The sequence below is a fragment of the Streptomyces iconiensis genome (genome assembly GCF_028657195.3).
Lineage (GTDB): Bacteria > Actinomycetota > Actinomycetes > Streptomycetales > Streptomycetaceae > Streptomyces > Streptomyces iconiensis.
The window spans coordinates 71634-97195 of record NZ_JANCPR020000037.1 but is presented as its reverse complement, the minus strand read 5'-3'; the positions used below and the strand labels follow the sequence as shown (position 1 = coordinate 97195).

At 70.1% G+C, this 25562-nt stretch carries 35 protein-coding genes and 1 pseudogene; 34 read left to right on the top strand and 2 right to left on the bottom strand.

What is annotated here, in order from left to right:
* From NMN56_RS30725 to NMN56_RS30685, 9 genes and pseudogenes are all read left to right on the top strand, one after another.
* Positions 1–553: pseudogene (locus NMN56_RS30725) on the top strand (hypothetical protein); the annotation flags it as partial.
* Positions 550–1227 carry a zinc finger domain-containing protein gene (locus NMN56_RS30720; protein ID WP_274043095.1) on the top strand — a complete coding sequence of 226 codons (678 nt, stop codon included), beginning with the start codon at positions 550–552 and terminating at the stop codon, positions 1225–1227. The pseudogene NMN56_RS30725 and the gene NMN56_RS30720, both read left to right, overlap by 4 nt.
* Positions 1224–1697: a hypothetical protein gene (locus NMN56_RS30715; protein WP_274043094.1), complete on the top strand. Its 474-nt coding sequence runs from the start codon at positions 1224–1226 to the stop codon at positions 1695–1697. Before NMN56_RS30720 ends, NMN56_RS30715 begins: the two co-directional genes overlap by 4 nt.
* Positions 1694–1861, top strand: a complete 168-nt coding sequence (locus NMN56_RS30710) for a hypothetical protein (protein WP_274043093.1) — start codon at positions 1694–1696, stop codon at positions 1859–1861. Before NMN56_RS30715 ends, NMN56_RS30710 begins: the two co-directional genes overlap by 4 nt.
* 134 nt (positions 1862–1995) lie before the next feature.
* A complete protein-coding gene (locus NMN56_RS30705; RefSeq protein ID WP_274043092.1) occupies positions 1996–2517 on the top strand; it encodes an HNH endonuclease signature motif containing protein in 522 nt (173 codons plus the stop codon).
* Positions 2517–2990, top strand: a complete 474-nt coding sequence (locus tag NMN56_RS30700) for a single-stranded DNA-binding protein (protein WP_274043091.1) — start codon at positions 2517–2519, stop codon at positions 2988–2990. The genes NMN56_RS30705 and NMN56_RS30700 overlap by 1 nt, the downstream gene beginning before the upstream one ends.
* Positions 2991–3329: 339 nt before the next feature.
* Positions 3330–3485 carry a hypothetical protein gene (locus NMN56_RS30695; RefSeq protein ID WP_280842750.1) on the top strand — a complete coding sequence of 52 codons (156 nt, stop codon included), beginning with the start codon at positions 3330–3332 and terminating at the stop codon, positions 3483–3485.
* On the top strand, positions 3482–4000 hold the full coding sequence (locus NMN56_RS30690) for a hypothetical protein (protein ID WP_274043089.1): 519 nt from the start codon (positions 3482–3484) through the stop codon (positions 3998–4000). The genes NMN56_RS30695 and NMN56_RS30690 overlap by 4 nt, the downstream gene beginning before the upstream one ends.
* Positions 3997–4830 carry a hypothetical protein gene (locus NMN56_RS30685; protein WP_274043088.1) on the top strand — a complete coding sequence of 278 codons (834 nt, stop codon included), beginning with the start codon at positions 3997–3999 and terminating at the stop codon, positions 4828–4830. The genes NMN56_RS30690 and NMN56_RS30685 overlap by 4 nt, the downstream gene beginning before the upstream one ends.
* Here the strand turns inward: NMN56_RS30685 and NMN56_RS30680 are convergent.
* Positions 4817–5122, bottom strand: coding sequence for a hypothetical protein (locus NMN56_RS30680; protein ID WP_274043087.1), 306 nt, complete (start codon positions 5120–5122; stop codon positions 4817–4819). The genes NMN56_RS30685 and NMN56_RS30680 overlap by 14 nt on opposite strands.
* 105 nt (positions 5123–5227) lie before the next feature.
* Between NMN56_RS30680 and NMN56_RS30675 the strand changes: the two genes are divergently transcribed.
* The 8 genes from NMN56_RS30675 to NMN56_RS30640 all read left to right on the top strand — a co-directional run bounded on the left by NMN56_RS30675 (position 5228) and on the right by NMN56_RS30640 (position 10233).
* A complete protein-coding gene (locus tag NMN56_RS30675) occupies positions 5228–5362 on the top strand; it encodes a hypothetical protein (RefSeq protein WP_274043086.1) in 135 nt (44 codons plus the stop codon).
* Between the two features lie 85 nt (positions 5363–5447).
* On the top strand, positions 5448–5624 hold the full coding sequence (locus NMN56_RS30670) for a hypothetical protein (protein WP_274043085.1): 177 nt from the start codon (positions 5448–5450) through the stop codon (positions 5622–5624).
* 147 nt (positions 5625–5771) lie between these two features.
* Positions 5772–6083 carry a hypothetical protein gene (locus tag NMN56_RS30665; RefSeq protein WP_274043084.1) on the top strand — a complete coding sequence of 104 codons (312 nt, stop codon included), beginning with the start codon at positions 5772–5774 and terminating at the stop codon, positions 6081–6083.
* An 80-nt stretch (positions 6084–6163) separates the two neighbouring features.
* Positions 6164–7312: a hypothetical protein gene (locus NMN56_RS30660; RefSeq protein ID WP_274043083.1), complete on the top strand. Its 1149-nt coding sequence runs from the start codon at positions 6164–6166 to the stop codon at positions 7310–7312.
* Positions 7313–7394: 82 nt separating this feature from the next.
* Complete coding sequence (locus tag NMN56_RS30655) at positions 7395–7727, top strand: hypothetical protein (protein ID WP_274043082.1); 333 nt, start codon at positions 7395–7397, stop codon at positions 7725–7727.
* A 138-nt stretch (positions 7728–7865) separates the two neighbouring features.
* On the top strand, positions 7866–8288 hold the full coding sequence (locus tag NMN56_RS30650) for a DUF732 domain-containing protein (RefSeq protein ID WP_274043081.1): 423 nt from the start codon (positions 7866–7868) through the stop codon (positions 8286–8288).
* A 141-nt stretch (positions 8289–8429) separates the two neighbouring features.
* Complete coding sequence (locus NMN56_RS30645) at positions 8430–8948, top strand: helix-turn-helix domain-containing protein (RefSeq protein ID WP_274043080.1); 519 nt, start codon at positions 8430–8432, stop codon at positions 8946–8948.
* A 13-nt stretch (positions 8949–8961) separates the two neighbouring features.
* Positions 8962–10233 (top strand): PBSX family phage terminase large subunit, encoded by a 1272-nt coding sequence (locus NMN56_RS30640; protein ID WP_274043079.1) that lies wholly within the window; start codon positions 8962–8964, stop codon positions 10231–10233.
* Here the strand turns inward: NMN56_RS30640 and NMN56_RS30635 are convergent.
* Positions 10211–10516, bottom strand: a complete 306-nt coding sequence (locus NMN56_RS30635; RefSeq protein ID WP_283742523.1) for a hypothetical protein — start codon at positions 10514–10516, stop codon at positions 10211–10213. The two genes, NMN56_RS30640 and NMN56_RS30635, sit on opposite strands and share 23 nt — an antisense overlap.
* Before the next feature lie 210 nt (positions 10517–10726).
* Between NMN56_RS30635 and NMN56_RS30630 the strand changes: the two genes are divergently transcribed.
* The 17 genes from NMN56_RS30630 (at position 10727) to NMN56_RS30550 (ending at position 25559) form a co-directional block, all read left to right on the top strand.
* Complete coding sequence (locus tag NMN56_RS30630; RefSeq protein ID WP_274043077.1) at positions 10727–12202, top strand: phage portal protein; 1476 nt, start codon at positions 10727–10729, stop codon at positions 12200–12202.
* Between the two features lie 16 nt (positions 12203–12218).
* Positions 12219–14435: a phage minor capsid protein gene (locus tag NMN56_RS30625; RefSeq protein WP_274043076.1), complete on the top strand. Its 2217-nt coding sequence runs from the start codon at positions 12219–12221 to the stop codon at positions 14433–14435.
* A gap of 4 nt (positions 14436–14439) precedes the next feature.
* Positions 14440–14604, top strand: coding sequence for an Rmf/CrpP fold protein (locus NMN56_RS30620; RefSeq protein ID WP_274043075.1), 165 nt, complete (start codon positions 14440–14442; stop codon positions 14602–14604).
* A gap of 110 nt (positions 14605–14714) precedes the next feature.
* A complete protein-coding gene (locus NMN56_RS30615) occupies positions 14715–15368 on the top strand; it encodes a hypothetical protein (RefSeq protein WP_274043074.1) in 654 nt (217 codons plus the stop codon).
* 20 nt (positions 15369–15388) lie between these two features.
* The gene (locus NMN56_RS30610) at positions 15389–16396 is read left to right on the top strand and encodes a major capsid protein (RefSeq protein WP_274043073.1); all 1008 of its coding nucleotides are present in this window, start codon (positions 15389–15391) and stop codon (positions 16394–16396) included.
* Between the two features lie 14 nt (positions 16397–16410).
* Complete coding sequence (locus NMN56_RS30605) at positions 16411–16656, top strand: hypothetical protein (RefSeq protein WP_274043072.1); 246 nt, start codon at positions 16411–16413, stop codon at positions 16654–16656.
* Positions 16657–16659: 3 nt separating this feature from the next.
* On the top strand, positions 16660–17052 hold the full coding sequence (locus tag NMN56_RS30600) for a hypothetical protein (protein WP_274043071.1): 393 nt from the start codon (positions 16660–16662) through the stop codon (positions 17050–17052).
* The gene (locus tag NMN56_RS30595; RefSeq protein WP_274043070.1) at positions 17049–17366 is read left to right on the top strand and encodes a hypothetical protein; all 318 of its coding nucleotides are present in this window, start codon (positions 17049–17051) and stop codon (positions 17364–17366) included. The genes NMN56_RS30600 and NMN56_RS30595 overlap by 4 nt, the downstream gene beginning before the upstream one ends.
* Positions 17363–17713 carry a hypothetical protein gene (locus NMN56_RS30590; RefSeq protein ID WP_274043069.1) on the top strand — a complete coding sequence of 117 codons (351 nt, stop codon included), beginning with the start codon at positions 17363–17365 and terminating at the stop codon, positions 17711–17713. Before NMN56_RS30595 ends, NMN56_RS30590 begins: the two co-directional genes overlap by 4 nt.
* A complete protein-coding gene (locus NMN56_RS30585) occupies positions 17710–18123 on the top strand; it encodes a minor capsid protein (RefSeq protein WP_274043067.1) in 414 nt (137 codons plus the stop codon). The genes NMN56_RS30590 and NMN56_RS30585 overlap by 4 nt, the downstream gene beginning before the upstream one ends.
* Positions 18124–18196: 73 nt before the next feature.
* A complete protein-coding gene (locus NMN56_RS30580) occupies positions 18197–18655 on the top strand; it encodes a phage tail tube protein (protein ID WP_274043065.1) in 459 nt (152 codons plus the stop codon).
* Positions 18652–19101, top strand: coding sequence for a hypothetical protein (locus NMN56_RS30575; protein ID WP_274043063.1), 450 nt, complete (start codon positions 18652–18654; stop codon positions 19099–19101). The genes NMN56_RS30580 and NMN56_RS30575 overlap by 4 nt, the downstream gene beginning before the upstream one ends.
* 239 nt (positions 19102–19340) lie before the next feature.
* Positions 19341–21818 (top strand): phage tail tape measure protein, encoded by a 2478-nt coding sequence (locus NMN56_RS30570; RefSeq protein ID WP_274043061.1) that lies wholly within the window; start codon positions 19341–19343, stop codon positions 21816–21818.
* A gap of 1 nt (position 21819) precedes the next feature.
* Positions 21820–22692 (top strand): phage distal tail protein, encoded by an 873-nt coding sequence (locus tag NMN56_RS30565; protein ID WP_274043059.1) that lies wholly within the window; start codon positions 21820–21822, stop codon positions 22690–22692.
* A 14-nt stretch (positions 22693–22706) separates the two neighbouring features.
* A complete protein-coding gene (locus NMN56_RS30560; protein ID WP_274043057.1) occupies positions 22707–23690 on the top strand; it encodes a hypothetical protein in 984 nt (327 codons plus the stop codon).
* A 15-nt stretch (positions 23691–23705) separates the two neighbouring features.
* Positions 23706–24812, top strand: a complete 1107-nt coding sequence (locus NMN56_RS30555) for a hypothetical protein (protein ID WP_274043055.1) — start codon at positions 23706–23708, stop codon at positions 24810–24812.
* Positions 24813–25559 (top strand): hypothetical protein, encoded by a 747-nt coding sequence (locus NMN56_RS30550; RefSeq protein ID WP_274043053.1) that lies wholly within the window; start codon positions 24813–24815, stop codon positions 25557–25559.
* The last annotated feature ends 3 nt before the right edge of the window (positions 25560–25562 follow it).

Sequence of the window (25562 nt, the reverse complement as noted above, 5' to 3'; positions counted from 1 at the left end):
ATGCCCTCATCGGCAAGGTGTCGCCGCCAACGAACACCCCGACCTCACCGGCATGCAACCGATCTTGTCGGCATGTTCAACGCCCAAAACCCGCCCGCGACATTGGCATCTTGAATGCCTCTCAACACCCGACCCGACCCCTCTACTCCCTACGGGAGTAGAGGAAGCAAGCTACGCGGGCGCGGACGCGACCCCAGCGGTACCGGCCAACGTCCGGCCCCTGCGGGATGCGCTCACGGCCGCCGGGATCGTCGTCGAGTGGAACCTCGCCGCCGCCGACTGGTTCCGCCTCGAAGCGATCGTGAAGCGCACCGCCGTTGCCGCGCTGGTCGACCACGCCCGCGGCCAGTGGCAGCACGCCCGCAGCCGCCCGAGGTCGGTCCGGTACTTCCTGCCCGGCTGGACTGCGCTCCCGCCTGTGCCCGAGGGCGCCCCGACGGCGCCCGGGGCCAACGTGATCCCCCTCGCCGGACCGCGCCGCGGCCGAGTCGCCGCCGCGGCCGACATGTTCGCCGCCGCCCTCGCCACCACTCCCGAGGAGTCCGCCCAGTGAACCGACAGGAAGTCGCCGCGCTGCTCGCCTACGCGGTGCGCCTCGACCCGCGCAGCGCGCCCACCGATCAGCAGGCCGCCGCCGACACCCTCGACCAGTGGGCCGACCTGCTCGCCGACGTGCCGTCGACCGCGCCCCACCCAGCCGGCCGGAACTGGGACGCCGCGCAGGTCGTACGGCACCACATCGCGACCAGCCCATACCCGATCAAGCCGTCGGACGTGTCCCGCCCGTGGCACACGTTCAAGGCCGACGTACTCGGCCGCCACACCGACCCGACACCGGCCGTCGACCCGGACAACGTCGCCGCGTGGCGTGCCGAGTTGGTCGGTATCCGGCAGGCGGTCGCTACCGGGGCCGCGCTCGCCTCGACGCACCGTGAGTTGACCAGTGGCGAGCCCGCGCCCGCCGTCGAGCCGTACGTCGCCGCCGTCGGCCGCCGTATCCCGTCCGAGGCCGCCGCCCAACTCGCGCAGTACCGGCCGCGCCGCACCCAGCGCGAGCAGCTTGTCGCCGCCGGCCGCCCCGACCCGTACGCAGTCGGGTGCGACTACTGCCGGGCCCGCGTCGACAAGCCGTGCCACACCGGCCGCGGCGCGGATCGCTCGACACCTCACCCCTCCCGCTTCGACAAGGCCGCCGCCCGTCCCGCCCGACAGGAGCAGCACGCATGAACCGCCGCAAGCACCCGGACCAGCCGCACCGCCGTCGCGCCACAGCCACCGACCGCACCCCCAACGTGCGCGGCTACCGCGTCACCGGCCGGTGGCCCGGCGCCACCGGACGCGCCCCCATCGTCTCCACCCGCGACAAACGCGTCGCCCGACGCGCAGCCCGCGACATGGCCACCCGCGGCGCCGTCGCCACCATCGAGCAGCACACCGGACACGGAGCATGGCGCATGGTGCAGGTCATCGACGGGCCCGCCCAGCAGCGCACCGCACGGGAAGCCACCGAAGCCGCCGCCCGCGAACAGCGCCTCACAGACGACCAGACGGCCCAGGCCGCGCGCCGTGAACGCGCCCTCGATGCCCAGGCCGAGCGGCACCTCGACGAAGCCGCACGGCTCATGGTCCGCCCGCCCGTCGCCCGCACCGCCACCGGACGCCCGTCCGCGCGGCATACCGCAGGCGGTCGCCGATGATGCCCGCCGCCGCCGTCGCCGCGGTCCGTGCCGCCGTCGAAAACGCCCGCGGAAACGGGCTGGAGGCCGCCGACGACGTGGCCGAGCTGGTCGTCGACGAGTTGACCGCCCACGGGTGGACGCTCCACCTCGACGAGCTGACGGTCGACCGACCAGCCGCTTAGCGCTGCGCAGGGGGGCGGAAGTCCCGCACGGCGCCGCCCCCTCTGCGTTATCGTCCATCCATGGACGGTCCATGACCGTTCCGGGCTGGAACATTCGGACCGAGTCCATGCGTCCCGTAGGAGGTAGATCCCCGATGGCACCCCCGCGCGTCCCCGCACCGGAACGCTTCGCCGCCATGGTGAACACGGCCGGGCCGATCTCCCTCGTACGCGGCGTACTCGGCCCCTGCCACCACTGGGACGGAAGCCTCAACGAGAACGGCTACGGCTCCTTCTGGGGTGCCGACCGCACCGTCAAGGCGCACCGCTTCGCATACGAGCAGGCGCACGGCCCCATACCGGCCGGACTCGACGTTGACCACCGCTGCCGCAACCGCGCATGCGTCCGCCCCTCGCATCTTCGCGCCGTCACGCACCGCGAGAACATCCTCGCCAGCTCGAACCACGTCGCCCGCCGCGCCGCCGTGACCCACTGCCCGACCGGCCACGCCTACGACGAGGCGAACACGTACCGCGCGAAAAACGGGACCCGCAAATGCCGCGCGTGCAAGACGACCGCGCAACGCGCCGCCCGCGCTGCGGCCCGCGAGCGGCAGCTCGCCCCCGTCGCGCCCATCCGCCCCAGCATCACCACCCCCGAAAGGCAGGCCGCCTGATGTCCGGCGAGACCACCATCACCATGACCGGCAACGTCGTTGCCGAGCCCGAGCTCAGGTTCACCCCCAGCGGCGCCGCCGTCTGCAACTTCCGCATCGCGTCCACCCCGCGGAAGTTCGACAAGCAGCGCAACGAGTGGACCGACGGCGACCCGCTGTTCCTCGGCGTGACCGTGTGGCGCCAGCAGGCCGAGCACGTCGCCGAGTCCGTGCAGAAGGGCATGCGCGTGATCATCGTCGGCAAGCTCACGCAGCGCCAGTACGACGACAAGGACGGCAACCGCCGTTCCTCGTACGACATCCAGGCCGACGAGGTCGCCCCCTCTCTGCTGCGCGCAACCGCTGTCGTCACCAAGGCCACCGGCCAGCAGGGCAACGCCCAGGGTGCCCCACAGGCGAACGGCTGGAACCAGCGGCCCGCCGCCGACCAGTGGCAGACGCAGCCCGGATACAGCGACGAACCCCCGTTCTGACGCCCCGGCGACCGGGCCCGCGTCCGGTCGCCGCCCGTCCCGCGCGCGCAAGCACACTCACCCCTTCCCGAACGGACCGGAGACCATGACCGAGCAGCGCCACGCCACCGACGCCGCACCCGTCGACGACGCCCCCGAGACCGCGTCCGACGGCACGGTGTTGTGTGCCCACGGGTACGGACTCCTCCGCGACTCCTGCCCGGGATGTGACGCAGGCGAGGAGAGGCCGCACAAGGCCGACCCGGTCACCGTCCGCCCTCGATGGGCGAAGCGGCCGATGCGACGGTGTCGGCACTGCGCGCAAGTCCCCTCGGACCGCATCCACCGGACGCCCCGGCAGTGATCCGCCTCGCCGCCGCGTGGCGCGCATACCGCTCCCGCGTGCGCGCCGACCGCGCCCTCGCCCGCCTCGCCCGCGGCGAGGGCCGCGCCTGCCCGACCGGCTGCACCACATGCCGCACCCTCACCGACCACGCCCAGGAAGAACGCCTATGACCGCCGACGAGACCGAGCGCCAGACCCGCCGCGACTCCCTGCTCGTACTTCTCTCCCGCGCCCAGCGCGGCGTACTCTCCCGGGCCGAGGCGAGCCTCTTGCGCGCCCATGTCGAGGTCGAACTCGACGAGGCCGACGAGCAGCGCACCGAGACGGCCGAGCAGCACCGCTGCGCCCTCGCCGCCGTCCTCGCACGACCGAGCGAGACCCCGTTCGCCGAACTCACCGAGTACGCCGCAGACGCCCTCACGCGTTCCGGCGAGCGCCTGCTCGCCGCCGAGCGGAAGCTCAGCGATTCCGAAACGCTCGGGCACAAGCTGTTGCAGCGCGCCGAGCGGGCCGAGGAGCGCGCCGAAGCCGCCTCCCGCGTCGGCACGCGCTACCTCGGGCGAGCCGAGCGCGCCGAGGCCACCCTCGCCCGCTCGCGCGCCCTCGCCCGCCGCATTCCCGCAGGCTCGCCCCAGGGCACCGCAGCCGTGTACGCCGAGCGCATCAAGCAGGAGCAGCAGCGATGACGACCGCCACCACCACCCCCGCCGCCGTCGGCCGCCGGGCCGCCGTCGACCTCGCCGCCATCCGCGAGCAGTGGGGCGACCTGCTAGCCGCCATCGAGCAGCCGCCGGCCGCCGAGTGGCCCCCGCGCGAGTGCCGCGGCTTCCTCGACCAGCTCGCCGCACGCGACGCCGACCTCGACGAGATACCCGCCACGGCCGCGATCGGCCGCATGCCGCTCGTACTGCGCGAACACCCGGCACCGCTCAACCTCGACGCGCTCGACGCCGCACTCGACACGGAACGCGAGCTGTTCGAGCTTGCCGACACCCTCGCCGCCGCCGTACAGCGCTCCGTACGCCGCGCCCTGAAGCCGACCCGCCCCGGCCGTACGGCCGCCGTCGTCGACGGGGCCGACCGCACCGACCCCGCGCGATGGCACTACGCCAGCCCTACCGACCCCGGCTCACGCGCGTTCGGGCTGCACTGGGCCGCAGTGTGGTGCGAAGGCCGCGCCCTCAACGAAGCGTCAGGCGATCTGTTCCGCCCCGTGCCGCTCCGCCTGCTCGACGAGGTCGCCGCCGTCGCTCGCCGCTCCCGCGAGCGCGTCGAGCGGGCCCTCGGCCGCGACGCGCGCACGACGACTCTTGACCGGCTGTGCCCGTGGTGCGGCGGGCAGCTCACTGGCCGGACCCGCGCCGGAGGCGAGTCGTCCGTCACCTGCTCGACCGGCCAGGCGTGCACCGCGCCCGTGCGAGCCGACTTCCGGGGCCACCGAGCGTGGCACGGGGCCGAGCTGGTCGACCTGTACGCCGCCATGAACGTGGGTAGCCAGACGCCTACTTGCCCTTAAGGAGCTGGTCAACGCGCGCCGGAGACAGATCCAGCATCACGGCCAGCTCGCGCACCGTCCGCCTGGACTGATCTCCGTCACGCAAGGCGCGCACCGCTTCACCTCGCACCGCCTTCACTTGCTGCGCGGCATGCGGGAGGAGTTCTTCGGCCAGCATGCGCGCCCCGCGTTCGAGCTGAACGGGATCGCTCTTGAGTCCTTCGAGGCAGGCGAGAGCGGCGCTCAGGTGGGCGGTCATGCGTTCGCGCACCTCGGCCTGTGCCTGCTGGTCGCTGTCTTTGCTGTCCGTCATGTGTGCAGCGTACGGCTGTGAAAAGCTCTTGTCTAGGCCCTCTTGACAGAGCGTCCAGACCCCCTATACAGTGGTGTTACACCGAGAGGGAGAGGGGGTGACAACATGAACCGAGAGGACGTGAACCTGATCATCATGGCCGTGTCGGCACTGTCCAGCGCGACCATCGCGATCGGGACTATCGCGTCCGTCTGGTACGCCCGAGAGGCGGCCAAGCGGCGGGGAAAACACCGCCGCTGACGGGACCGGAGGGGGCAAGGAAAAGTTGCCCCCTCCGGGGTCCCCAGCATCCCACGCACACCCCTCCAGCCGTAAGGGAGACCCCGTGCACGTGTTCACCACCTACGCGCCGCTCGCCGGTATCGCCGCAGCCGGTGCCGCACTGGCCGGAGTAGAGGCCACCGGCCACGTTCCGGCCGCACTGTGGGCCGTTTGGGCAGTCGCCGCGCTTGCCACCGTGACGGCGTGGCTGTACCGCCGGCACCTCGACCGCACGAACTGAGCGACGGGCGCCGGCCACCAGTCGGCGCCCGTCTTCGCACCCCTCAGTGGTGCCGCTTGTGTAATCCCTTGTGTACCCACTTCACAACCAACTACAGTTCCGCATGCCGGACCTCACCCGGCCCCACCCACCAAAGGGAGCACCCCCATGGCCACCACCACCCGCTACCAGGTCCGCCCGCTCCGCGTCGTCGGCGCCTACGTGCTCGACACCCACACCGGCAACACGTGGACCGGCTTCGCCTGGGCCGGCGCCCGAAGCCTCGCCGACCACCTCAACCGGGCCGCCCGCACCGAGGCCGACGCCGTGACCGCCGAGGCGCAGCTCGCCGCCGAACTGGTGACCAAGGCCGAGGCCACCGACGGCACATGGCACGGCGCGTGGATCGGCGCACAGCAGGACGACGGGGCACTCTTCGCGATCGAGCGGGACACCGAGCAGGGAGCGTTGTTCGCCTGACCCCCGCGCCCGCCCCGCACCAGCGGGGCGGGCCCAACCGCCGAACCTCACCCGGCCCAGCCACTACGGGAGCACCCCCGATGTCTGAAATCTCGATTCCAGGCGCCCTCGCCGACTTCCTCGCCGGTACGAACCTCGCGACGGGCGCTGACGACCACGACGCCGCGAGAAAGGCCACCCGCGAAGCCCTCGACGCCGGGCGCCGCAGCCGAGGCCGCACCCTGATCATCACGCCAACGATCCCCGTGCTGCACGTCATCAGCGAGTACGCCGAGACCCTGCTCGCCGCCACCGAAGCCACCCCCGCTGAGCGCCGCGCCGCCCGTCTCTGGATCGAGCGCGCCGGTCATGCCAAGCGGACGCCCACAACGCCCCCACCCGCCCCAGCCCTGGGGCGGGCCCCGCTCACGGACAGGAGCACCAACCACATGGACACCAGCGACCAGCAGCCGACCGGCCCCGACGAGGAGCCGCGCACCCTGCACTACAAGCGCACCGACACGGGCAAGGAGCCCACGCACCCGGCCGGGCAACAGGCCGCCGTCGAGGGCATGCTCGCCGCCCGTGGGTTGCTCCCCGAGGACCGGCCAGCCACCGCTGCCCACAACCGGCGCAGGTACGAGCGGATCGCCGCCCAGCTCAACGCCGAAGGCATCCCCGTGGAGACCCCCAGCGCTCAACTGATGACCCGCATGTACGCGCTGTTCGACGAGTACGACCGGGAGACTGTCGCAGCGCGGGCCCTCGCGGGCGACCCCAACCCCACCGACGCCGACGCCCTCGAATACGTCTACGAGATCGCCGAGCGCTACGCCCAGCGCGACAAGCGGCCCGGCTACCTCGACCAGCTCGCCGACGAACTCAGCCTCGACGCCGTGCGCGCGCTCCGCCTTGCCGGAGAAGCCGCCCAGGCCGTGACGCCCCGCGTGATTGTGGAGGAAGCGGCCCGAGGCAAGACCCCGCCGCGCATCGCCGAAGAAGTCGGCCTCACCACGTCACGCGTATACGGCATCCTGCGCGAGGAACGCGCACGGAAGGACTCCGCCGCCTTCTTCCGAGCCGGCATCCAGGCCGAGCGCGCCCGTGGCACCTCACCCCGCGACAGCCTCGCCAAGTGGGCCGAGATCGCCGACCGGCTCACCGGCAAGGAACGCCAAGACGCCGAGCGGATTCTCGCCACGTTCCGCGAAGAGATCGAGCGGGCCGAGAGCAACGACGACGACCAGTAGCCCACTCATCAGCGCGGGCCCGTGCTGGCGACCTCACCGCCATACGGGCCCGACTCACCACGACAGGGAGACACCCCCCGCCATGGCTAAGCCCAACCCTACCCAGCGCAAGACGCCCGCCCCGCCGCCCGTCGGCCGGTCCGCGTCCTACCGCCTCACCACCGAAGACGTACGCGACGACCTCGCCGTACTCATGCGCGCCCACGGCGAGGCCGCCGCCCCCCTGCGCCTCGCCGTGCACCTGCTCGCCACCGCCTACCGCCGCGCGTGGGACTACGCCGAGGTACCCGACGGCGCCCCGCCGCACATCATCGCCGTGCGCTACGCACTGCCCGACGGGACACCCGAGCCGCAGGTCGACCCCATGTGCACCGCGTACCCGGACGTTCGCGACGTGGCCGCCCCGGCCAACTGACCGGCACAACGCACCGCGCCCCGCTGCACGACATCGGGGCGCGGCTGTGCGTCCGGGCGAGGCCGCTCTCGCACGCGGCGCGTACAACCCTCCGACGTACTCACGAGTCGTCTCCCTCGCCTACACAGGGAGACCACATTGACCCGCAGTACCGCCACGTTCGCCGCCCTCACGCTCGCCGCCGTCGCCACGCTCACAGCGTGCAGCGCCGAGGCCGCTTCGGAGTCGAAACCCGAGTCGAAGCCGACGCCGAGCAGTAGCTCGCCGAGTGCGAAGTCGAGCCCCAGCAGTGACCTTCCGAAGTCGCGGATTCCGCCGAAGCCGACCGGGGCGGCCCGCGCCGCCTACCTCGACGCGATCGGCAAGGTTGACCGGACGCTGATCGTGGACGCCGACAAGGCGATCGACGCGGGGCGCAACCAGTGCAACGCCCTCGACGGCGGGGCGCGGAACGTCGACTACTTCGCGGCACAGCGGTTCGGGAACGACGCGCACCCGCTCACGGACGCGCAGGGGAAGCTGCTCAACGCAGCACTGCGGGCGACGCTGTGCCCGAAGTAGCCGTTGCACACCGTTACCTTTCCGTGATCTAATCGGCCGCGTCTCCGGCATGCCCGGAAACGGACCATCGAACGCCCCGCCACCTCCCCCCGAGTGGCGGGGCGTTTCGCATGCCCGCACGCGTGCAGGAGGTGACCACCCATGGCGCGACCCATCACTGATAAAGACCGCGCCGCGGTGCGCCGCCTGCACGCCCAGGGCAAGGCCCGCAACGAAATCGCCCGGAAGCTGAATCGTTCCCCTTCGACCGTGTCGAAGATCGCCGCCGAGGCCGAGCCGCCGCTCACGTTCGAGCGTGGGCCCGAAGTCGTGGCCGCCACCGAGGCACGCCGCATCGACCTCGCCGCACGCCGCACGCAGCTCGCCGAGGCACTGCACACCGACGCCGAACGCCTGCGCGCTCAACTCTGGGAACCCTCGACCTACGGGGAGTTCGCCGGCCGCGACGGCGAATGGCACGAGACCTACCTCGACCGTCCCCGCTTCGCCGATCAGCGGCAGATCATCACCGCCACCGCCACCGCCGTACAGCAGTCACTCAAGCTCGCCCCCGCAGAGGGAGGCGAGGGAGCCGACCAAGTCCGCTCGATGCTGGGCACGCTCGGCGAGGCACTGACCCGCGCGGCCGACGACGACGCGGACGACGGGGGCGCCGAGTAGGAGGTGAGCCGACGTGCTCAACCTCGACTCTCTCCCCCTCTCCCGCAAGCAGCTCCGCAGCATCGGCCGCGCCCGGGCCCGCATCAACCTATGGCACGGCAGCGTACGAAGCGGCAAAACGATCGCCTCGCTACTGGCGTTCGTGATCGCGGTCGCCACGGCCGGACCGTCCGGACTCATCATCATCTGTGGCCGGTCGCTCCAGACCATCGAGCGCAACTGCCTCGACCCCCTGCAAGACGCCGCACTGTTCGGCCCTCTCGCCCGGCACATCGTGCACACCAGGGGCGCCACCACGGCGACGATTCTCGGCCGCACCGTCCATCTGATCGGCGCGAGCGACGCACGCGCCGAGGGCCGCCTACGCGGCTTGACGGCGCAACTCGCGTACGTCGACGAGGCCACCCTCGTACCCGAAGGGTTCTGGACGCAGCTCCTCGCCCGCCTCAGCATTCCCGGGGCACGCCTGTACGCGACGACGAACCCGGACTCGCCGAGGCACTGGTTGAAGGTCGGGTACCTCGACCGTGCGGCCGAACTGAACTTGCGTGCCTGGCACTTCAAGCTGTCGGACAACCCGAGCTTGTCGTCCGAGTACGTCGCCGACCTCACCGCCGAGTACGTCGGTCTCTGGCGCCGGCGCATGATCGACGGCGCATGGGTGGTCGCCGAGGGCGCCATCTATGACATGTGGGACGAGTCCCGGCACGTCGTCGACACCCTGCCTGCGATGCGCCGCTACTGGTCGGGCGTTGACTACGGCACTACGAACGCGTTCTCGATGCTGCTGATCGGCGAGGGCGTCGACGACCGCCTGTACGTGTGTTCCGAGTGGCGGCACGACTCCCGCCGCGTGCACCGGCAGATGACCGACGCGCAATACAGCGCCGCCGTACGGAAGTGGCTTGCTGCATGGCGACACCCTGACGGCGACAGCCCGCCCGGAGTCGCACCCGAGTGGACGTTCATCGACCCCTCAGCCGCATCCTTCATCACGCAACTGTGGGCCGACGACTTCCCCAGCATCGCCCGCGCCTCGAACGAGGTCGCCGACGGCATCCGCAGCGTGTCGAGCCTGCTCGCCGCCGACCGCCTGCTCGTACACCGCTCATGCGCCGGCCTGCTCGACGAACTGCCCGGCTACTCCTGGGACCCGAAAGCCACCGAGCGCGGCGAAGACGCCCCGCTCAAGATCGACGACCACTCAGCCGACGCGCTGCGCTATGTCCTCCACTCCACTGCACACGAGTGGCGCCATCTGCTCACCAGTACAGGCGCGATTTAGGAATCGAGATCGTCTTGCCCGTTTCCCAGCGCCAAATGGTCCACGTGCAGCGCACCCACTTGTACATGCTCACTACGCCAGCAACCACCGACAGCAACAGGAGCACCGGCGGCCAACCGCGCATCGGAACCGCCCAAAACCCCCAGTGCAGTTGCGTTGCGACGACGCTACAGATAGCCATCACGACCACTACAGCATCAAGCCGCCGCCGCCAACGCTGGACGCGCACGAACTGCTCACATCGGCGCTGGTCTCCGGCCCTGCGAGCAGCTTCGGCATCCATGATCCGTTGCTGTCTCTGCTCCCAGCGCCGCTGAATCTCCCGTGACTCAGGACTTACGGGAGTGTCAGAAAACACCAAATCGCCGTGTAAGTCGCGCATTTGCACAGCATTCCGGCCTACGTCCCCACTTAAGTCATTACGCCATGAGGGCTGGTCATTCATGCGTCGGAAGATACTCCCGCAACCTCAGTGATCACCATCGGAGGAAGCATGCCCCTGCCGGAGACCGGCGCCCCGTGGCCGCCGCCCCGCTGGGCGGAGACGTACCGCGAGATGCGCGTCAACGACGCCTGGTACTCCGGTGACCGGAAGCGCCTCGCCCGGATCTACAGCAACCACCCACAGCCCGCAGAGCGCCGGCGCCTGTGGGGACGACGCTCCGCGGAGCAGCGTCCAGGCCGCCGAGACGGGCGGCTGCACGTGCCATTGCCCGGCGATATCGCGTCGACCAGCGCCGACCTGCTGTTCGCGGACATGCCCGCTGTCGTCGTCGACAACAAGCTCACGCAAGACCGGCTCGACGTGCTGCTCGACGAGGGCCGCGTACAACAGGCCCTGCTCGGCGCAGCCGAGCAGGCCGCCGCACTCGGCGGCGTCTTCCTGCGGGCCACGTGGGACCGCGACCTCGCTGCTCGGCCGCTGCTCACCGTCATGCAGGCCGACGGCTCGATACCGGAGTTTCGCTACGACATGCTGCGTGCTGTCACCTTCTGGCGCGAGTTGGAGACGACCGACGCTCACACCGTGTGGCGCCACTTCGAGCGGCACGAGCCTGGCTACATCGTGCACGCCCTCTACCAGGGCACCGCCGACAAGGTCGGCCGCGCCGTCCCGCTCACCGAGCACGCCGACACAACTGAGCTGGTAGCCGCACTCGGCGACGACGGTGTCAGCATCGAGACAGGCATCCCGACTCTGACAGCCGCCTACGTGCCCAACATGCTCCCCAACCGGATGCACCGCGGCTCGCCGGTCGGCCGCTCGGACTACGACGCCCCGGTTCATGACCAGTTCGACGCCCTCGATGAGACGTGGACAAGCTGGATGCGCGACATCCGCCTCGCCCGCGCACGGCTGATCGTCCCGGACGGCTACCTGCGCGACCACGGCGCCGGCGCCGGCGCCTCGTTCGACGACGACCGCGAGGTGTGGCACTCCCTGGCCATGCCGCCGAACGACGGACCGCCGATCACGCTGGCTCAGTTCGCCATTCGCGTTGAGGAGCACGCGCGGACGGCGGAAGCACTCGTACGACAGGCCACCCAATCGGCCGGGTACTCCCCACAGAGTTTCGGGCTCGACGGGGAGGGCGCAGCCGTCACGGCAACCGAGGTCGACGCGCGCACACAGCGCAGCATGGTGACCCGGAAGAAGAAGACCGGACACGCCCGACACGCTCTGTCCGACATGCTGCACGTTCTCTTGCAACTCGATGTACGGCACTTCGGTGCCCGCATCAGCCCGCAGCGCCCGCGTGTGGAGTTCGGTGACGGCGTCGCCGAGTCCGAGCAGACCACCGCGTCCACCCTCGACCTGCTCACCCGCGCCGCCGCCGTCTCCACCGGCACGAAGGTCCGCATCCTGCATCCCGAATGGGACGACACCGCCGTACAGGCGGAGGTGTCCGCGATCCTCGCCGAGACCGGCGCAGGCGCTCCCGACCCGGTCGGCACCTTCCCCAAGTGACGCGAAGGGGTGCCGCATGGCGATCCATCCCGGCATGGTCGAACCTCTCGCGGAGCGGACGCGGGACTTGTACGCCGAGGCCGAGCGGAAGCTCTTGGGCATCATCGCCCGGCAGTTGGCCGACGGGCTCGAAGCTCCCAGATGGGCCGAGCGGAAGCTCGCCGCGATCCAGTCACTACGCCGCGCGTCTCAGGCCGTCGTCGACCAGCTCGACACCGCCGTTGACCTTGAGGTGTGGAACGTCGTAGCCGAGTCGTACAACGAAGGTCACCGCGCCGGGGTGGCGGAGCTTGGCGCGCTCGATGATGACGCGCGGCGCCTGGTCGACGAAGTCACCCCGAACGCGCAGGCGGTCGACCGCATCGCACAAGAGGCGGTCGACCGGGTCACCTCGACGCATCGCAGCATTTTGCGCGGCGTCCTCGATGGGTTCCGCTCTGTCGTCTCCGAGGTCGTCTCTTCCGTCTCCCTGGGCATCGCCACGCGCAGGCAGGCCACGGCCGACGCCATGCAGCGTTTCGCCGACCGTGGTATCGCCTCGTTCGTCGACCGGTCCGGGCGACGGTGGCAGCTCACGAGCTATGCGGAGATGGCCGTACGGACCGCGACCGCCCGCGCGGCGACCGAGGCGCACATGCGGACTCTCACCACGGCCGGTATCGAGCTGGTCGTCGTCTCCAACTCCCCGCGCGAGTGCCCGCTCTGCCGTCCGTGGGAAGGCAAGGTTCTCGCTCTTGACGGCCCGTCGGGCGCCCGTACGGTCGAGGTCGAGCACGCCGTCGAGGACGACCGGATGGTGCCCGTACGGGTCGCCGGATCGCTCGACGAAGCGCGCCGCGCAGGGCTTCAGCATCCCAACTGCCGCCACTCCGTGAGCGCGTACACGCCCGGCGTCACCCGCACCGAGGAGGCCGTCAGCGACCCGGACGGGTACGAGGCCGGACAGCGTCAACGCGCCATCGAGCGGAACATACGCAAGTACAAGCAACGCGAGGCCGCTGCCACGACGCCCGAGGCCAAGAAGGCCGCCGGCGCGAAGGTGCGCCAGTGGCAAGGCGCCATGCGCGAACACCTCGTGGCTCACCCTGACTTGCGGCGCCTGCGCAAGCGCGAGCAGCCCGGCGCATCCAACCTCCCGAACCCGCGCCGCGAGGCCACGCCCGAGCAGGTCGACGCCGCCCGCGTATGGTCCGGCGACACGCAGACGCCACGGGAGATGAGCGACGACCAGCTCGCCGCCGCCATGCGCTCGAACCTGCTCGACGGCCGCGCCCGCAACCGGATCGAGGCCGAGGCCGACCGCCGCGACCGCGAACAGCTCCGCGACCGCGTACAGACAGACGTGCGCCGCGGTGACCTGACCGCGTATGGCGACGACGAGCTCGCCCGCGCCGTACCCCTGCTCGACGACGAGGGGGACCTACTCGGCGTCATGGCGGAGATGGACCGCCGCGACCGCGCCGCGCGTCTGCCCGGCGTCCGGCCCGAGCTGGCGCGTCTGTCCGACGCCGATCTCGCCGCCCGCGCCCGCAACGCCGACCCCGGCACACTGGGGGATCTCGCGGCCGAGGCCAACCGTCGCGACGCACTCGCCCGGTACTTCCCTGGCGGACGCCTGCCCGACGCCCTGTCGGACGTGTCCGACGACGACCTCGCATGGTGCATGCAGTACGCCGACGCCGACGAGCTCGCCCGGATCGCTGCCGAGATGGACCGCCGCGAGGCCGTACCCATGCCCGCCCGGTCGGACACGGGCGACGCAGTGCTCGACATGCTCGCCGACCGCGACGCGCTCGCCGAGGTGATGAAGCCTGCGCCCGATCCGGACGAGTGGGGAGCGCTCGCCGACGACGCCGCATCGTCCGACGTGCCCGACGCCGCGTCGAACGCCTCCGACGCAGAGGGCCAGGAGCAGCAGGAGCGGCGTATTACGCGCCGCGAGGCCCGCGCGCTGTACGACGAGTACGTGTACGACCAGTACCTCAAGGCCGAGACCGACTGTCGCGGCTACCTGCTCAGCAGGAAGGCCGAGGCCGACGGCGCCGATCCGACGACTCTGTTCTCAGGCCCCGCCCGTATCGCGTACGCCCGCGCGTCCGACGAGCTCAAAGAGTGGTGGAGCAGGCACGGCCGTATGACTCAGGCCGAGTTCATCGAGAAGGCAACCGGCATTCGGTCGGCCGCCGCCGAGCGTGCCCGGCAGAATGAGGCCGAGCATCAAAACCGGAGGTGACTCGATGGGTACGCGTGAGGAGATCGTCCGGGCCGTGACCGGCGGACGCGAAGCAGGCCGCCGCGGTGACCGCCCGACCGTCTGCCCGCACCCGGCCGACTCGATCCTGCGACGCGCGTGGATTCGGGGCTACGCCGAGACCCGCCCCGTGCGCGACCGCGCCGAGTAACAGCCACCACAGACCAGCACGAGCCGAGGGCCCGCCAGGTGCGGGCCCTCACTGCTATGCCCACACGCCCGCCCGGAGCGGGCCCCATACGCCCCAGGAGGGCACCCCCCATGAGCACACCGACCCCCGCCGCGTCTGCCCCGGCTGCCACTCCGGCCGCCGACCCGTCCGGGCAGACCCCGGCGAGCGCTCCCGCCCCGGCACCCGCGGCCCCGGCGTCTGCGAGCGCTGAACCGATTGCCGGGCAGTCCGCCGAGGGCGACGAGACCGCGCTCCCGGCGTGGGCACAGAAGGCGCTCAGCGATGCTCGCGCCGAGGCTGGGAAGACGCGGGTTACTGCCAAGCAGAAGGCCGCTGACGAGGCGCGCGCGGACCTCGCGCAGCAGATCGGCAAGGCGCTCGGCCTCGTCGACAACGACACCCCGCCAGACCCAGCCGCGCTGACACAGCAGCTCACCACCGCGCAGACCCAGGCCCGGCAGACCGCCGTCGAGCTGGCTGTCTACCGCACCGCCCGCGAGGCCGGCGGCGACCCCGACGCGCTGCTCGACAGCCGCCAGTTCGCCGACACGCTCGCCGATGTCGACCCGACCGACACCGCCGCCGTGAGCGCCGCCGTCGAAGCCGCGGTCACCGCAAACCCGAAGCTCGCCGCAGCCCCCTCCGGGCCCCCGCGCGGCGGCGCAGAGTTCACCGGGCCTCCGACGGGCGAGCGCAAGCCCGCCTCTCTTCATGACGCCATCGCCGCCCGGCTGGGCGGCTGACCCAGACAGGAGTACCGCCCATGGCCGTGACACTGGCCGAGGCCAAGAACAACACGCAGGACGACATCGACGTGCAGGTCATCGACGAGTTCCGTAAGGAATCCGCGATCCTCGACACGCTCACGTTCGAGGACGTGGTCAACCCCGCCGGTGGCGGGGCGACTCTCACCTACGGATACCGCCGGCTGATCTCCCAGCCCACCGCGGACTTCCGCGCGCTCAACACTGAGTACGTCGACAGCGAGGTCAAGACGCAGCGTTACAGCGTGGATCTGGCAGTCCTCGGCGGTAGCTTCGCGGTCGACCGCGTGATCGCGAAGGTGGGCCCGGCCGCCTCCGGTGCCGTGACGCTGAACATGTCGCAGAAGATCAAGGCGTCATCGACGCGCTTTCAGGATGCGGTGATCAACGGCGATACCGCCGTCGACGAGAACGGGTTCGACGGTCTCGACAAGGCCCTCGCAGGTTCCAGCACTGAGCACCGCGGGGGCGAGGTCACCAACTGGTCGGACTTCGACACCGACCCGCGCGCCGAACAGAAGGCGCTTGACGTGCTCGATGAGTGGCTGTCGCTGCTCGACGGCGCCCCCACGATGGTGCTCGGCAACAGCAAGGCGTTGGCCCGAGTGCGTGCCCTGGCACGCCGCGCCGGCCAGTACACCCGCGACCCCATCGACGGGCTGATCGGCCCCACCGGCCGCCCGATCGTGCGCGAGTCGTACGGCGGCGTGCTGTTCGTCGACCCCGGCGAGAAGGCCGGCACGAACGCGCCGATCATCCCGACGGAGTCACGGACTGTCGGCGGTGCCGAAGTGACCGGGCTGACGGACCTGTACGCCGTGCGTATCGGACTCGACGGGTTCCATGGGGTGTCGACCATGGGCGGGCAGCTCGTACAGACGTGGCTTCCGGACTTCTCTTCTGCTGGCGCCGTCAAGCGCGGTGAGGTCGAGATGGGCCCCGTGGGTGTAGTGCTCAAGGCCACCAAGGCGGCCTCTGTCTTCCGGAACATCAAGGTCACCGCGTGAGGAGTTCCCACCCCATGAAGCACCGCATCCACGCGCCCGTGAAGGAATTCACTGGCGTTGTCGCCGGCGTCCACTTCGCCGATGGCCAAGCCGAGACCGAGAACGACAACGTCGTCGCGTACTTCCTGCGCCAGGGATACGCCGTCAAGGCCATTGGCAACGAGCCGCAACCGGAGCCGCTGGAGCCGTCCGGGAAGCCGGACGACGCCCCGCCGGACGGCAAGGCCGGGCGTACCCGGAGCAAGACCAAGGAGGGGTAGCCCATGGTCGGCCGCGTCTACGCCACCCCTGAACAGCTCACGGCGTGGACTGGCACCCCGGCACCCCCCGGGGCCGAGCGGCTGCTCGCTCGCGCCAGTGAAGACGTGGACGACGCCCTGCTCACGGCCGTATACACCACCGACGAGCAGGGCATGCCGACCCATCCGGGCACTGTGCAGGCTCTCGCCGATGCCGCGTGCGCTCAGGTCGAGTACCAACTCGCCACGGGCGATGACGGGACCGGCGCCGCCGGGCGCTGGTCATCCGTCAGTATCGGGCCCGTGTCCCTGTCAGGCCGCCGGGATGAGCCTCGCTCTACATCGGATGTTGACCTCGCCCCGCGCGCCGCCCGCGCGCTCAAACGCGCCGGACTGGTACCAGGGGTGATCTGGTGACCGCCGTACCGGGATGGCTGCTACGGCACCGCGTCGTCATCGAGCCGTACCGGGGCGACTCCGCGTACGGCCCGACTTACGGAACTGCCATCGAGATCAGCGCGCTGGTCTCCGAGAAGGTCCGCACGGTGCGGGACAAGGAAGGGCGCGAGGTCACGTCCACTGCTCAGATCATCGCTTTCCCTGACCTGGACTGTCCGGCCGAGTCCCGCATCACCCTGCCAACTGGACGGATCACGCGGGCACTCACCGCCGCGCACCACACCGCGCCCGGCCTTCCCGTGCCGCAGTCGACGGAGGTGATGTGCGAGTGACCCAACACGTACGCATCCGCTGGAACACACAGGCTGTGGAGGGCCGCACCCGCAGCGGCTCGGCCCGGGGCGTGCGGCTCGCCGTCGAGCACCTGCTACAGGTCTCCCGCGCACGTGTCCCGATCGAAGAGGGCACGCTCGAACGCTCGGGAACTGCGACGGTCGACGAGTCGAGTCTCACGGGCGCCGTCGCATACGACACCCCGTACGCCGTCCGGCAACACGAAGACATGACACTTCGGCACGACTCTGGCCGGTCGGCGAAGTACCTCGAACAGCCTCTCGGCGAAGAGGCTGCGACCATGCAACAGATCATCGCCGCACAGGTACGGCGGGCGCTGCGGTGAGCGTCGTACACGGCCTTGCGCTACTGCTCGATTCGCTCGGCCTGCTCTCGTACGACACCGACGGCACGTCGGGTGACACGTTCGTCGGCACCATGCCCCCGGCCCCGCCCAACGCGGTATCGCTCACTCCGTACGACGCAGGGCCGCAGAACGCCGCGATCGCATACGACGCGGTATCGGTGCAGGTGCGTGTACGAGGTACGACAGACCCGCGTGTGTCGTACGACCGCGCATACGACATGTACGACGCGGTGAACGGGCTGTCGGACACCGTCCTACCGGACGGAACGCCCGTCATCATCTGCACCGCGAGCACCCCCTCGCCGCTCGGCCCGGACGGCAACGGCCGGCACGAGCACGTCGTACGCGCGACCGTCGAGTACGAAGCGCCGACCACGCACCGCACGTAACCCACCAACCCGCCACAACCACCCCGCAGCGCCCCGCCTGTGGGGCGCCCACGCATGCCCACAGGGAGGACCCATGGGACGCCCCATCAGCGCCCGCGACTGGATTTTCGAGGTCGAGGACGAGGCCGCCGCCACCGCGACATGGCTCACGCTTACCAAGCTCAACTCATGGACGCTCAACCGCGGCGAGAACGAAGAGGTCGCCGACACCACCACGAACGACAGTGACGGCCAGTACGAGCAAGACGTGATGCAGCGTGGCGCCACCATCGAACTGACGGGCCTGTACTCGTCCACGACAGGCATACAGGACCCGGCGCAGGCATACGTCGACACCGTATGGGCCGCCGGAGTCGGCGAGGCGTCCAGGAACCGTTTCCGTTTCCGGCACAAGGACCAGGCCGATTGGTCCGTGTGGGAGGCGACCGCCACCCCGGGTGAGGTCGGCGGCGAGCACAACGCCAAGACCACATGGGGCGTAACCATCACCCGGTGCGGTCCGTCCACGCGCGAGGCCGTGGTCGCCCCGTGACCGACGAGCTGCACGACCAGGAGTCCAACGAGCAGGAAGCAGCATCGGACTGGGATGCCTTCTGGGCTGAGGAACGCATCACGCCCGAGTTCGACGGGATGCCGTTTCGCATGTTCGAACGGGATTGGCGACTGCCCGCTCGGCTCCCCGCCCTGATTCAGGTACAGATGCACCGCGTACGCGAGTCGGCCGACCCGGACGACATACAAAACCTGCTCGGCGCGCTCCTGCCGTCCGACCTGGTCGACGAGCTGATCCGGCGCCACGTCGGTGACCGGCACATGGCCATCGTTCTTGCCTGGGCGATCGGCAACACCGCCACCCCCGGCAGCCTGTCGCTGGAGCGGGCCCGGCGCCTCTACGACGAGCAGGACAGCACCCAGGGAAAAGCACCCCGGCGGAGCGGCAACAGGAACAGGAAGCGGCGGAGTGGTGGACGGCGGTAGTCCGCCACTGGGCAGCCGTCGAGGGTGACCTCTCCGCCGTTCACCACCTCAGCGCCCGCGAGCTGGCCGCTCTCTCCATCCGCCGCTTTCTGGTGCTGCTCGGCTCCCTTCCCGCTGACTCCCGCTTCGCGCAGGCATGGCGTGCCACCCCGCGCCACGTGATCGACCCGAACGAGATCGCCCAACTCACGGCGTAGACGCCGGGGCGCACAACCACAACTGCATAGGGGGTACGCGCCGTGGCGCTCACTGTCGGCGAGCTGACCGCGCTGGTGAGCGTGGATGACGAGCGCATGTCCGCCGGTCTCAACCGGGCCGAGGGACGCGTCCGTACAGCCGGCCGCGAAATGGGCGACGAGGCGGCCCGCGCGGGCCGCCATGCCGGGCAGGCCCTCGGCGATGGAGTCGCCCGCGGAGCTGACGGCGGATTGCAGGGCACCCGCTCGCAGTTCGCCAGAGCGGGACAGCAAGCCGGCGGCGAGTTCGCCGACGGCGCCGCAGACGGGTCCGCGGGCGCCGGAGAACAGATCGGCGGCCGTCTCCAGGGCATGAAAGCCGGCATAGCCGGGGGCGCCGCGGCGCTCGGCGCTGCGGCCGGTGCCCTGCTGGTGGCCGCCATGGGTCAGGCGCTGGAACAGTCCCGTATCGCCGGCCGCCTCGGCGCCCAGCTCGGCGCGACTCCGGCTGTGGCGAAACGTTACGGCGAGATCGCCGGGGCGATGTACGCCAACGCGATCACCGAGGATTTCCAGGGCGCGGCCGATGCGATTTCGGCGACGATGCGTTCCGGGCTGGTGCCCACTGGAGCGACGAACGCACAGATCGAGTCGATATCGACGAAGGTCTCCGATCTGGCGTCGACGTTCGAACTCGATCTCGGGCAGACGGCGAACGCCGTGGGTCAGATCATGAAGACGAAGCTGGCCCCGAACGCCGAGGCCGCTTTGGACGTGATGACGCGCGGCATGCAGAAGATGGGCCCGCGCGCCGATGACCTGATGGACACGTTCAACGAATACGCTGTCCAATTCGCGCAACTCGGCCTCTCCGCCAAAGAGGCAACGGGGATGATGTCGCAGGGCCTCAAGGCCGGTGCGCGTGATACCGATGTAGTTGCCGACGCCCTGAAAGAGTTCGTCCTGATCGCTCAGGGCGGGGGCGATGAAGTCGACAAGGCATTCGCCGCTATCGGCTTGTCCGGCGACGAGATGCAGCGTGTTTTCTCCAAGGGTGGACCGAAGGCAAAGGAAGCCCTGGACAAGGTTTTCGACGGGCTGCGGAATATCAAGGACCCGTCGGAGCGCGCCGCTCTTTCTCTGACACTTTTCGGCACCAAGTCGGAGGACACACAGAAAGCGCTTATGGCGCTCGACCCGTCATCGGCTGTCGGCGCACTCGGTAAGGTCGGCGGCGCAGCCGACAAGATGGGAAACACTCTCCGCGACAATGCGGGGTCACGCGTCGAGGCGTTCAAACGCACGATGCAACAGGGCTTCGTGGATTTTCTCGGCGGCACGGTACTCCCCGCTCTGGAGAAATTCCGCGAGTCTTTCGGCGGCGCCTTCTCCGGTATCGGGCAGGCACTCGCAGATTTCTGGGAGGAGATCGCGCCGCATCTTGAGAAGCTGCAAGGAGTCTTCGGCGAGATCACTGCGGCTTTCTCTGGTGAAGGCGACGGGGGCGGACTGGGCGCCAAGGTCCAGGAGTCGCTGGGAATGGCCGCGCAGATCATTCAAGACGTGGTCACTCTCATAGATGAAATCTGGTCGAAGCACGGCGAGAGCATTCTCGAAGTGGCGCGCGTCGTCTGGGACACCATAGGCGCATACGTTTCCAACGCCATGCAGCTCGTAAAGGGAATTATCGAAGTCGTCACCGGACTCATATCGGGCGACTGGGATAAAGTCTGGCAAGGCATAAAGGACATGACAGGCGGAATCTGGGGAATTCTGATTGCGCTCGTAAGCGGCGCCATTTCGCTCCTCTGGGCCGTACTGAAACTCGGCCTAAAATTCGTCGGCCAAATCATAGCCGACGGGTGGGACTGGGCAGTCGAAAAAACCAAGTCGAAATGGCGCGGACTCCTCTCCTGGTTCGGCGGCATCCCGCAATGGGCAGCCGACAAGGTCGGGCCCATAACAAAGAAACTTTCCGACCTTGCAGCCCGTGCCGGAAAAGCCTTCAAGGACTGGCTTGTACGAAAATTCCGCGAGACTGTCGACTGGGCCGCCGGTCTGCCTGATCGCCTTGTCCGCGCCGTGGGTGACCTGAAGGACCTACTCGTCGGCACGGGAAAAGATGTCGCCCGCGGATTGCTGCGCGGCATCAAGTCCATGGGCGGATGGATGAAAGACAAACTCGTCTCGTTCGCGAAATCTGCGGTTCCTGGACCGATTGCGAAAGCGCTCGGTATCCACAGCCCAAGTCGCGTGATGGCGCAGAAAGTCGGCCGCTGGATTCCGGCGGGAATCGTGCAGGGAATCGAGGGCGGCGCCGGGGCGCTGGATCGCACCATGCGCGCTCTGGTGACTCCGCCGCCGCTGCCGTCCTTCTCACCCGCCTACGCGGGCGCTGGCGCCTCCCCCTACGGGCGGGCCTCAGCGTCCGGTGCACCGGCGGGCCCGACGGTGCATGTCGAGCACTGGCACGCCGCCGAGAACGGCAGCCCCGACGACAACGCCCGTGCGCTCGCGTGGGCCGCGAAGGCGAGGGGGTGACATGCCGCCCGGCGACCTTCTCACCCGCCCCGGGCAGGTGCAGTACGGCGACCTCCTGCTCGGCCGCGGCACCCCCTACCGGTGGGCCGACCTGACCGGCTGGGGCGAGCTGCCCGCCCTCGACTCAGGCACGGTGCAGCGACCGGACGCGCACGGCGCCATACCCGGACTCCTTCTCGCGCAGGCGCGCACCATCGGCCTAGAGGGCCTGATCGTGCGCGCCCGCGCCGCCGAACTGGGCGCCGTAGTCGGCCGGTTCGAGTCCGGCACGGTGCCCGTGGTCGACGAGCTGCCGCTCGTGATCTGGGTGGATGAGCGGGGGCCGCTGCTGTGCTGGGCCCGCTGCGTGCGCCGTGCCCTGCCCATCGGCAAGGGCTACAACACGGGCACCTTGACCGAGGGTGCGGTCGAGTGGGAAGCGTCGGACCCTCGCCGGTACGCGCTCGACGAACAGACCGCGAAGGCTGGACTGCCCGCGCCTGAACCGGGGCTGTCGTGGCCGCTGGCGTGGCCGCTGGACTGGGGGAAGCCGGGCGAGTCCGGCGCCCTGTCCGTGACCAACCGCGGTAACGCCGCCACGCATCCCGTAATCGAGTTCCGGGGGCCCATGACACGGCCCTCGCTCACCAACATCGGCAGCGGCGACACCCTCGAATACGACCTCCCGCTCGGCGTCGACGACGTGCTCACAGTCGACACGCTCGCGGGCACGGCGACGCTCAACGGCACCGCCTCGCGGCTGTACGCCGTGACAGCCCGCTCGATGCCCGAGCAGACCTACGTTTTCCCGCCCGGCGAGACAACGCTCGTGCTACGCGCCACGGGCGGGCCGGACGCGAGTGTCGCCGTCCGCTACCGAGCAGCTTTTTGGTAAGGAGACACCCCGACATGACCGTGCGCGCTGCATGGCTGCTGCCTACCGGGCAGACCCGCGAGGACACCCGCGTAACCCCCGTCGGCACGGTGACGCCGACGGGCGAACTCACCAGCCGTGGCGGCGTCCTGCCGGGCGGGGCACCGTTCCTTGCCGCTCCGGCCGGCGCCATGACGGTACAGATCGGCATCGGCCGCGCCGTCGTGCAGGGCACGGCCGCCCAGGGTCCCTATCCCGTCGCCGTCGACGCTCCCGAACTGGTCGCCATCGGCGCCGGCGATGCCCTCGACCGCATCGACACCGTGATCGTGCGCGTGTACGACGGCATGTACGACACCGAAGGGCAGACCGTCGCCACGGTCGAGCTGGTGCAGGGAGAGCCCATGGGCGCCCCGACCCCGCCCGCGCTGCCGCCTGCTTCGCTGCCGCTGTGGGACGTGCGGGTACGCGCGGGCGCCTCGGCCTCCACGGGCGGCGTCGACTGGGCGAGTGCCCTCACGGACCGGCGTCGGTACACAGTCGGCGTGGGAGGCATCATCCCGCGCGGCGCAACCGGCGACGTGGGCGCGTTCGACGGGCAATACCGCGACATGAACGGCGTGCTGGAGCGCTGGGACGCGACGGGCGCCGCGTGGCGCACCTACCGGCCGCCGACGCTGGCCGCCGAGAGCATCACGAGCGGGTTCCTCACCGGTACCGGCTGGTCGATGAACACGTTCAACGCCAGGCGGCGCGCGGGTGTGGTGACGTTTTCCGCCTACCTGACTCGTACCGGTGGCAACCTCAGCGATCCAACGAACCTGCCGGACACGTTCGTTGGCAGCCTGCCGAACGGCTGGGCGCCCCTGTTCGCCTACGAGGCGATCGCGACGGACGGATACGGGCACGGAACGGCCCGCATCGAGGCCGACGCACAGATCTACCTACGCACGTGGTCGCCGGGAATCGTGCTCGCCAAGGACCACAACATGCGGATCTCAGCCACCTACGTGCAGTGATCCGAAGGGGGTGTCGTGATCTCGACGCCCTCGACCACCTACCGCGTTCTGCTTACGGATCTGCTGAGCGATCGGCTCATCGACTCCCTGCCCATACAGGGGCTCGCCCTTGACGACTACATCGGCAAAACCGGGTCCCTGCGTGGCACCGTGCCCGTCCCGAACCGACAGATCGCGCAGCGGGCACGCCAAGCGCTCACCCCGGGCCGTACCGGGGTGTGGGTGGAGCGCGGGCCTGACATCTGGTGGGGCGGCATCCTTTGGACGCTCAACCTCTCCAATGACGACCGCGGGTTCCTCGGTGCGGAAATCCAGGCAGGCGGCTGGGAGTCATATCTCTACCGCCGTCTGCTGCACGACGACTACAGCGTGACCGGCCGCGATCAGCTAGACATCGTGCGCGACCTGCTCGGCTACGTCCAGGCCACCCCCGGTGGCGACCTGGGCATCGTTGCCGACACCGGTCTGTCCGGTGTGCTGCGCGACCGCGAATACAGCCGATACGACCTGCACTCGATCGGCGACCTGGTCGACGAACTCGCCGGGGACGAGCAGGGGTTCGAGTGGCGCATCGCCTCGTACCGGGCCGATGACCGTACCCGAGCCCGGCGGCTTCAGCTCGGACACCCGACGCTGCGCACGGGCGCGACCGACGTAGTGCTCGACCACCCCGGGCCGATCCTCTCGTACTCGTGGCCGGCCGACGCTACCGAGATGGCGACCGCGTGGCAGTCGCGGGGCGCGTCCGTCAACCGCAACCAGACCGAGGACAGTACGCCGTTGATGTCGCCCCCCGTAACGGCCGACGACGACCTCACGACGGGGTGGCCGCTCCTGGACGGCACCAGCGACTACACCACCGTTGAGCGCCAAGACGTGCTGGACGGGCACGCCCGCGCCGACCTCGCCGCCGCCCGCCGCCCCGTGCAGATACCCGAGATCGAGGTACTGCTCGGCGGACTGGTCAGCCCGGCGCTGCTCGGCGCGACCGTGCGCGTCCGTATCCGCGACCTGTGGCACCCGCGACCACTCGACGAGCGGTACCGCGTCGTAGGTGTGTCCATCAGCCCGCCCCAGCGTGGCCGCCCCGAGACGGCTCGCCTGTATCTGGAGGTGCCCTGAGTGGCGCACGTACCGCGCGACCTGCTCGACCGCCTCGCCAAGCTTGAACGCGAGGTTCGCACACTGCGCGGCCGAGCCAATATCCGGCCGGCGCTCGACTCTGTGCTCGGCGGCAATGTGGTGATCGGCCGCGGCGGGCAACTCATCGCACAGACCCCCTACGACGTGCGCACGTTCGTCGTCGGACAGACGGCCGATGGTGATTGGGGCATCGGGCTCGGCCGCGAGGACGGCTCGCGTGCACTGACCGTCGGCGACGAGGCCGGGACGGATGCCCAGATGATCCGCATGTTCAGCCGCGACGCTCAGGTCATCGTCATGGATGATGCGTTCAGCGACCGGTTCCTCGGCCGCCCGTGGATGCCCGTGCCGCTGTACCCGACGAGCGCCCAGGTGACCAGCTCGACCGGCTATCTGATCGGCTGGAGGGGCGCCGGGCCCGTGCACAACGCCGTGGCGTATCTGCGCCTGATCACCTACGCGGGGACGGGCGGCGGTCAGGTGCGCGTCGTCATGACGCCCCCTGATGGCACCGAGCGAGTCCTCGCCGAGTACGACGCCGCCCCTGGCACGTCGACGGTGCGCTCGATCACGTACCCGCTCGACGGCCTCGACTACCTCGACTACGCGTCATGGCGCATCGACCACCGCACCAAGGGCGCCGGAAGCGTTGAAACCGACGTGATCGCCGCCTACACCCGCAACACGTTCAGCGCCGACGAAGCACCCACCACCCCCGCACAGTAAGGA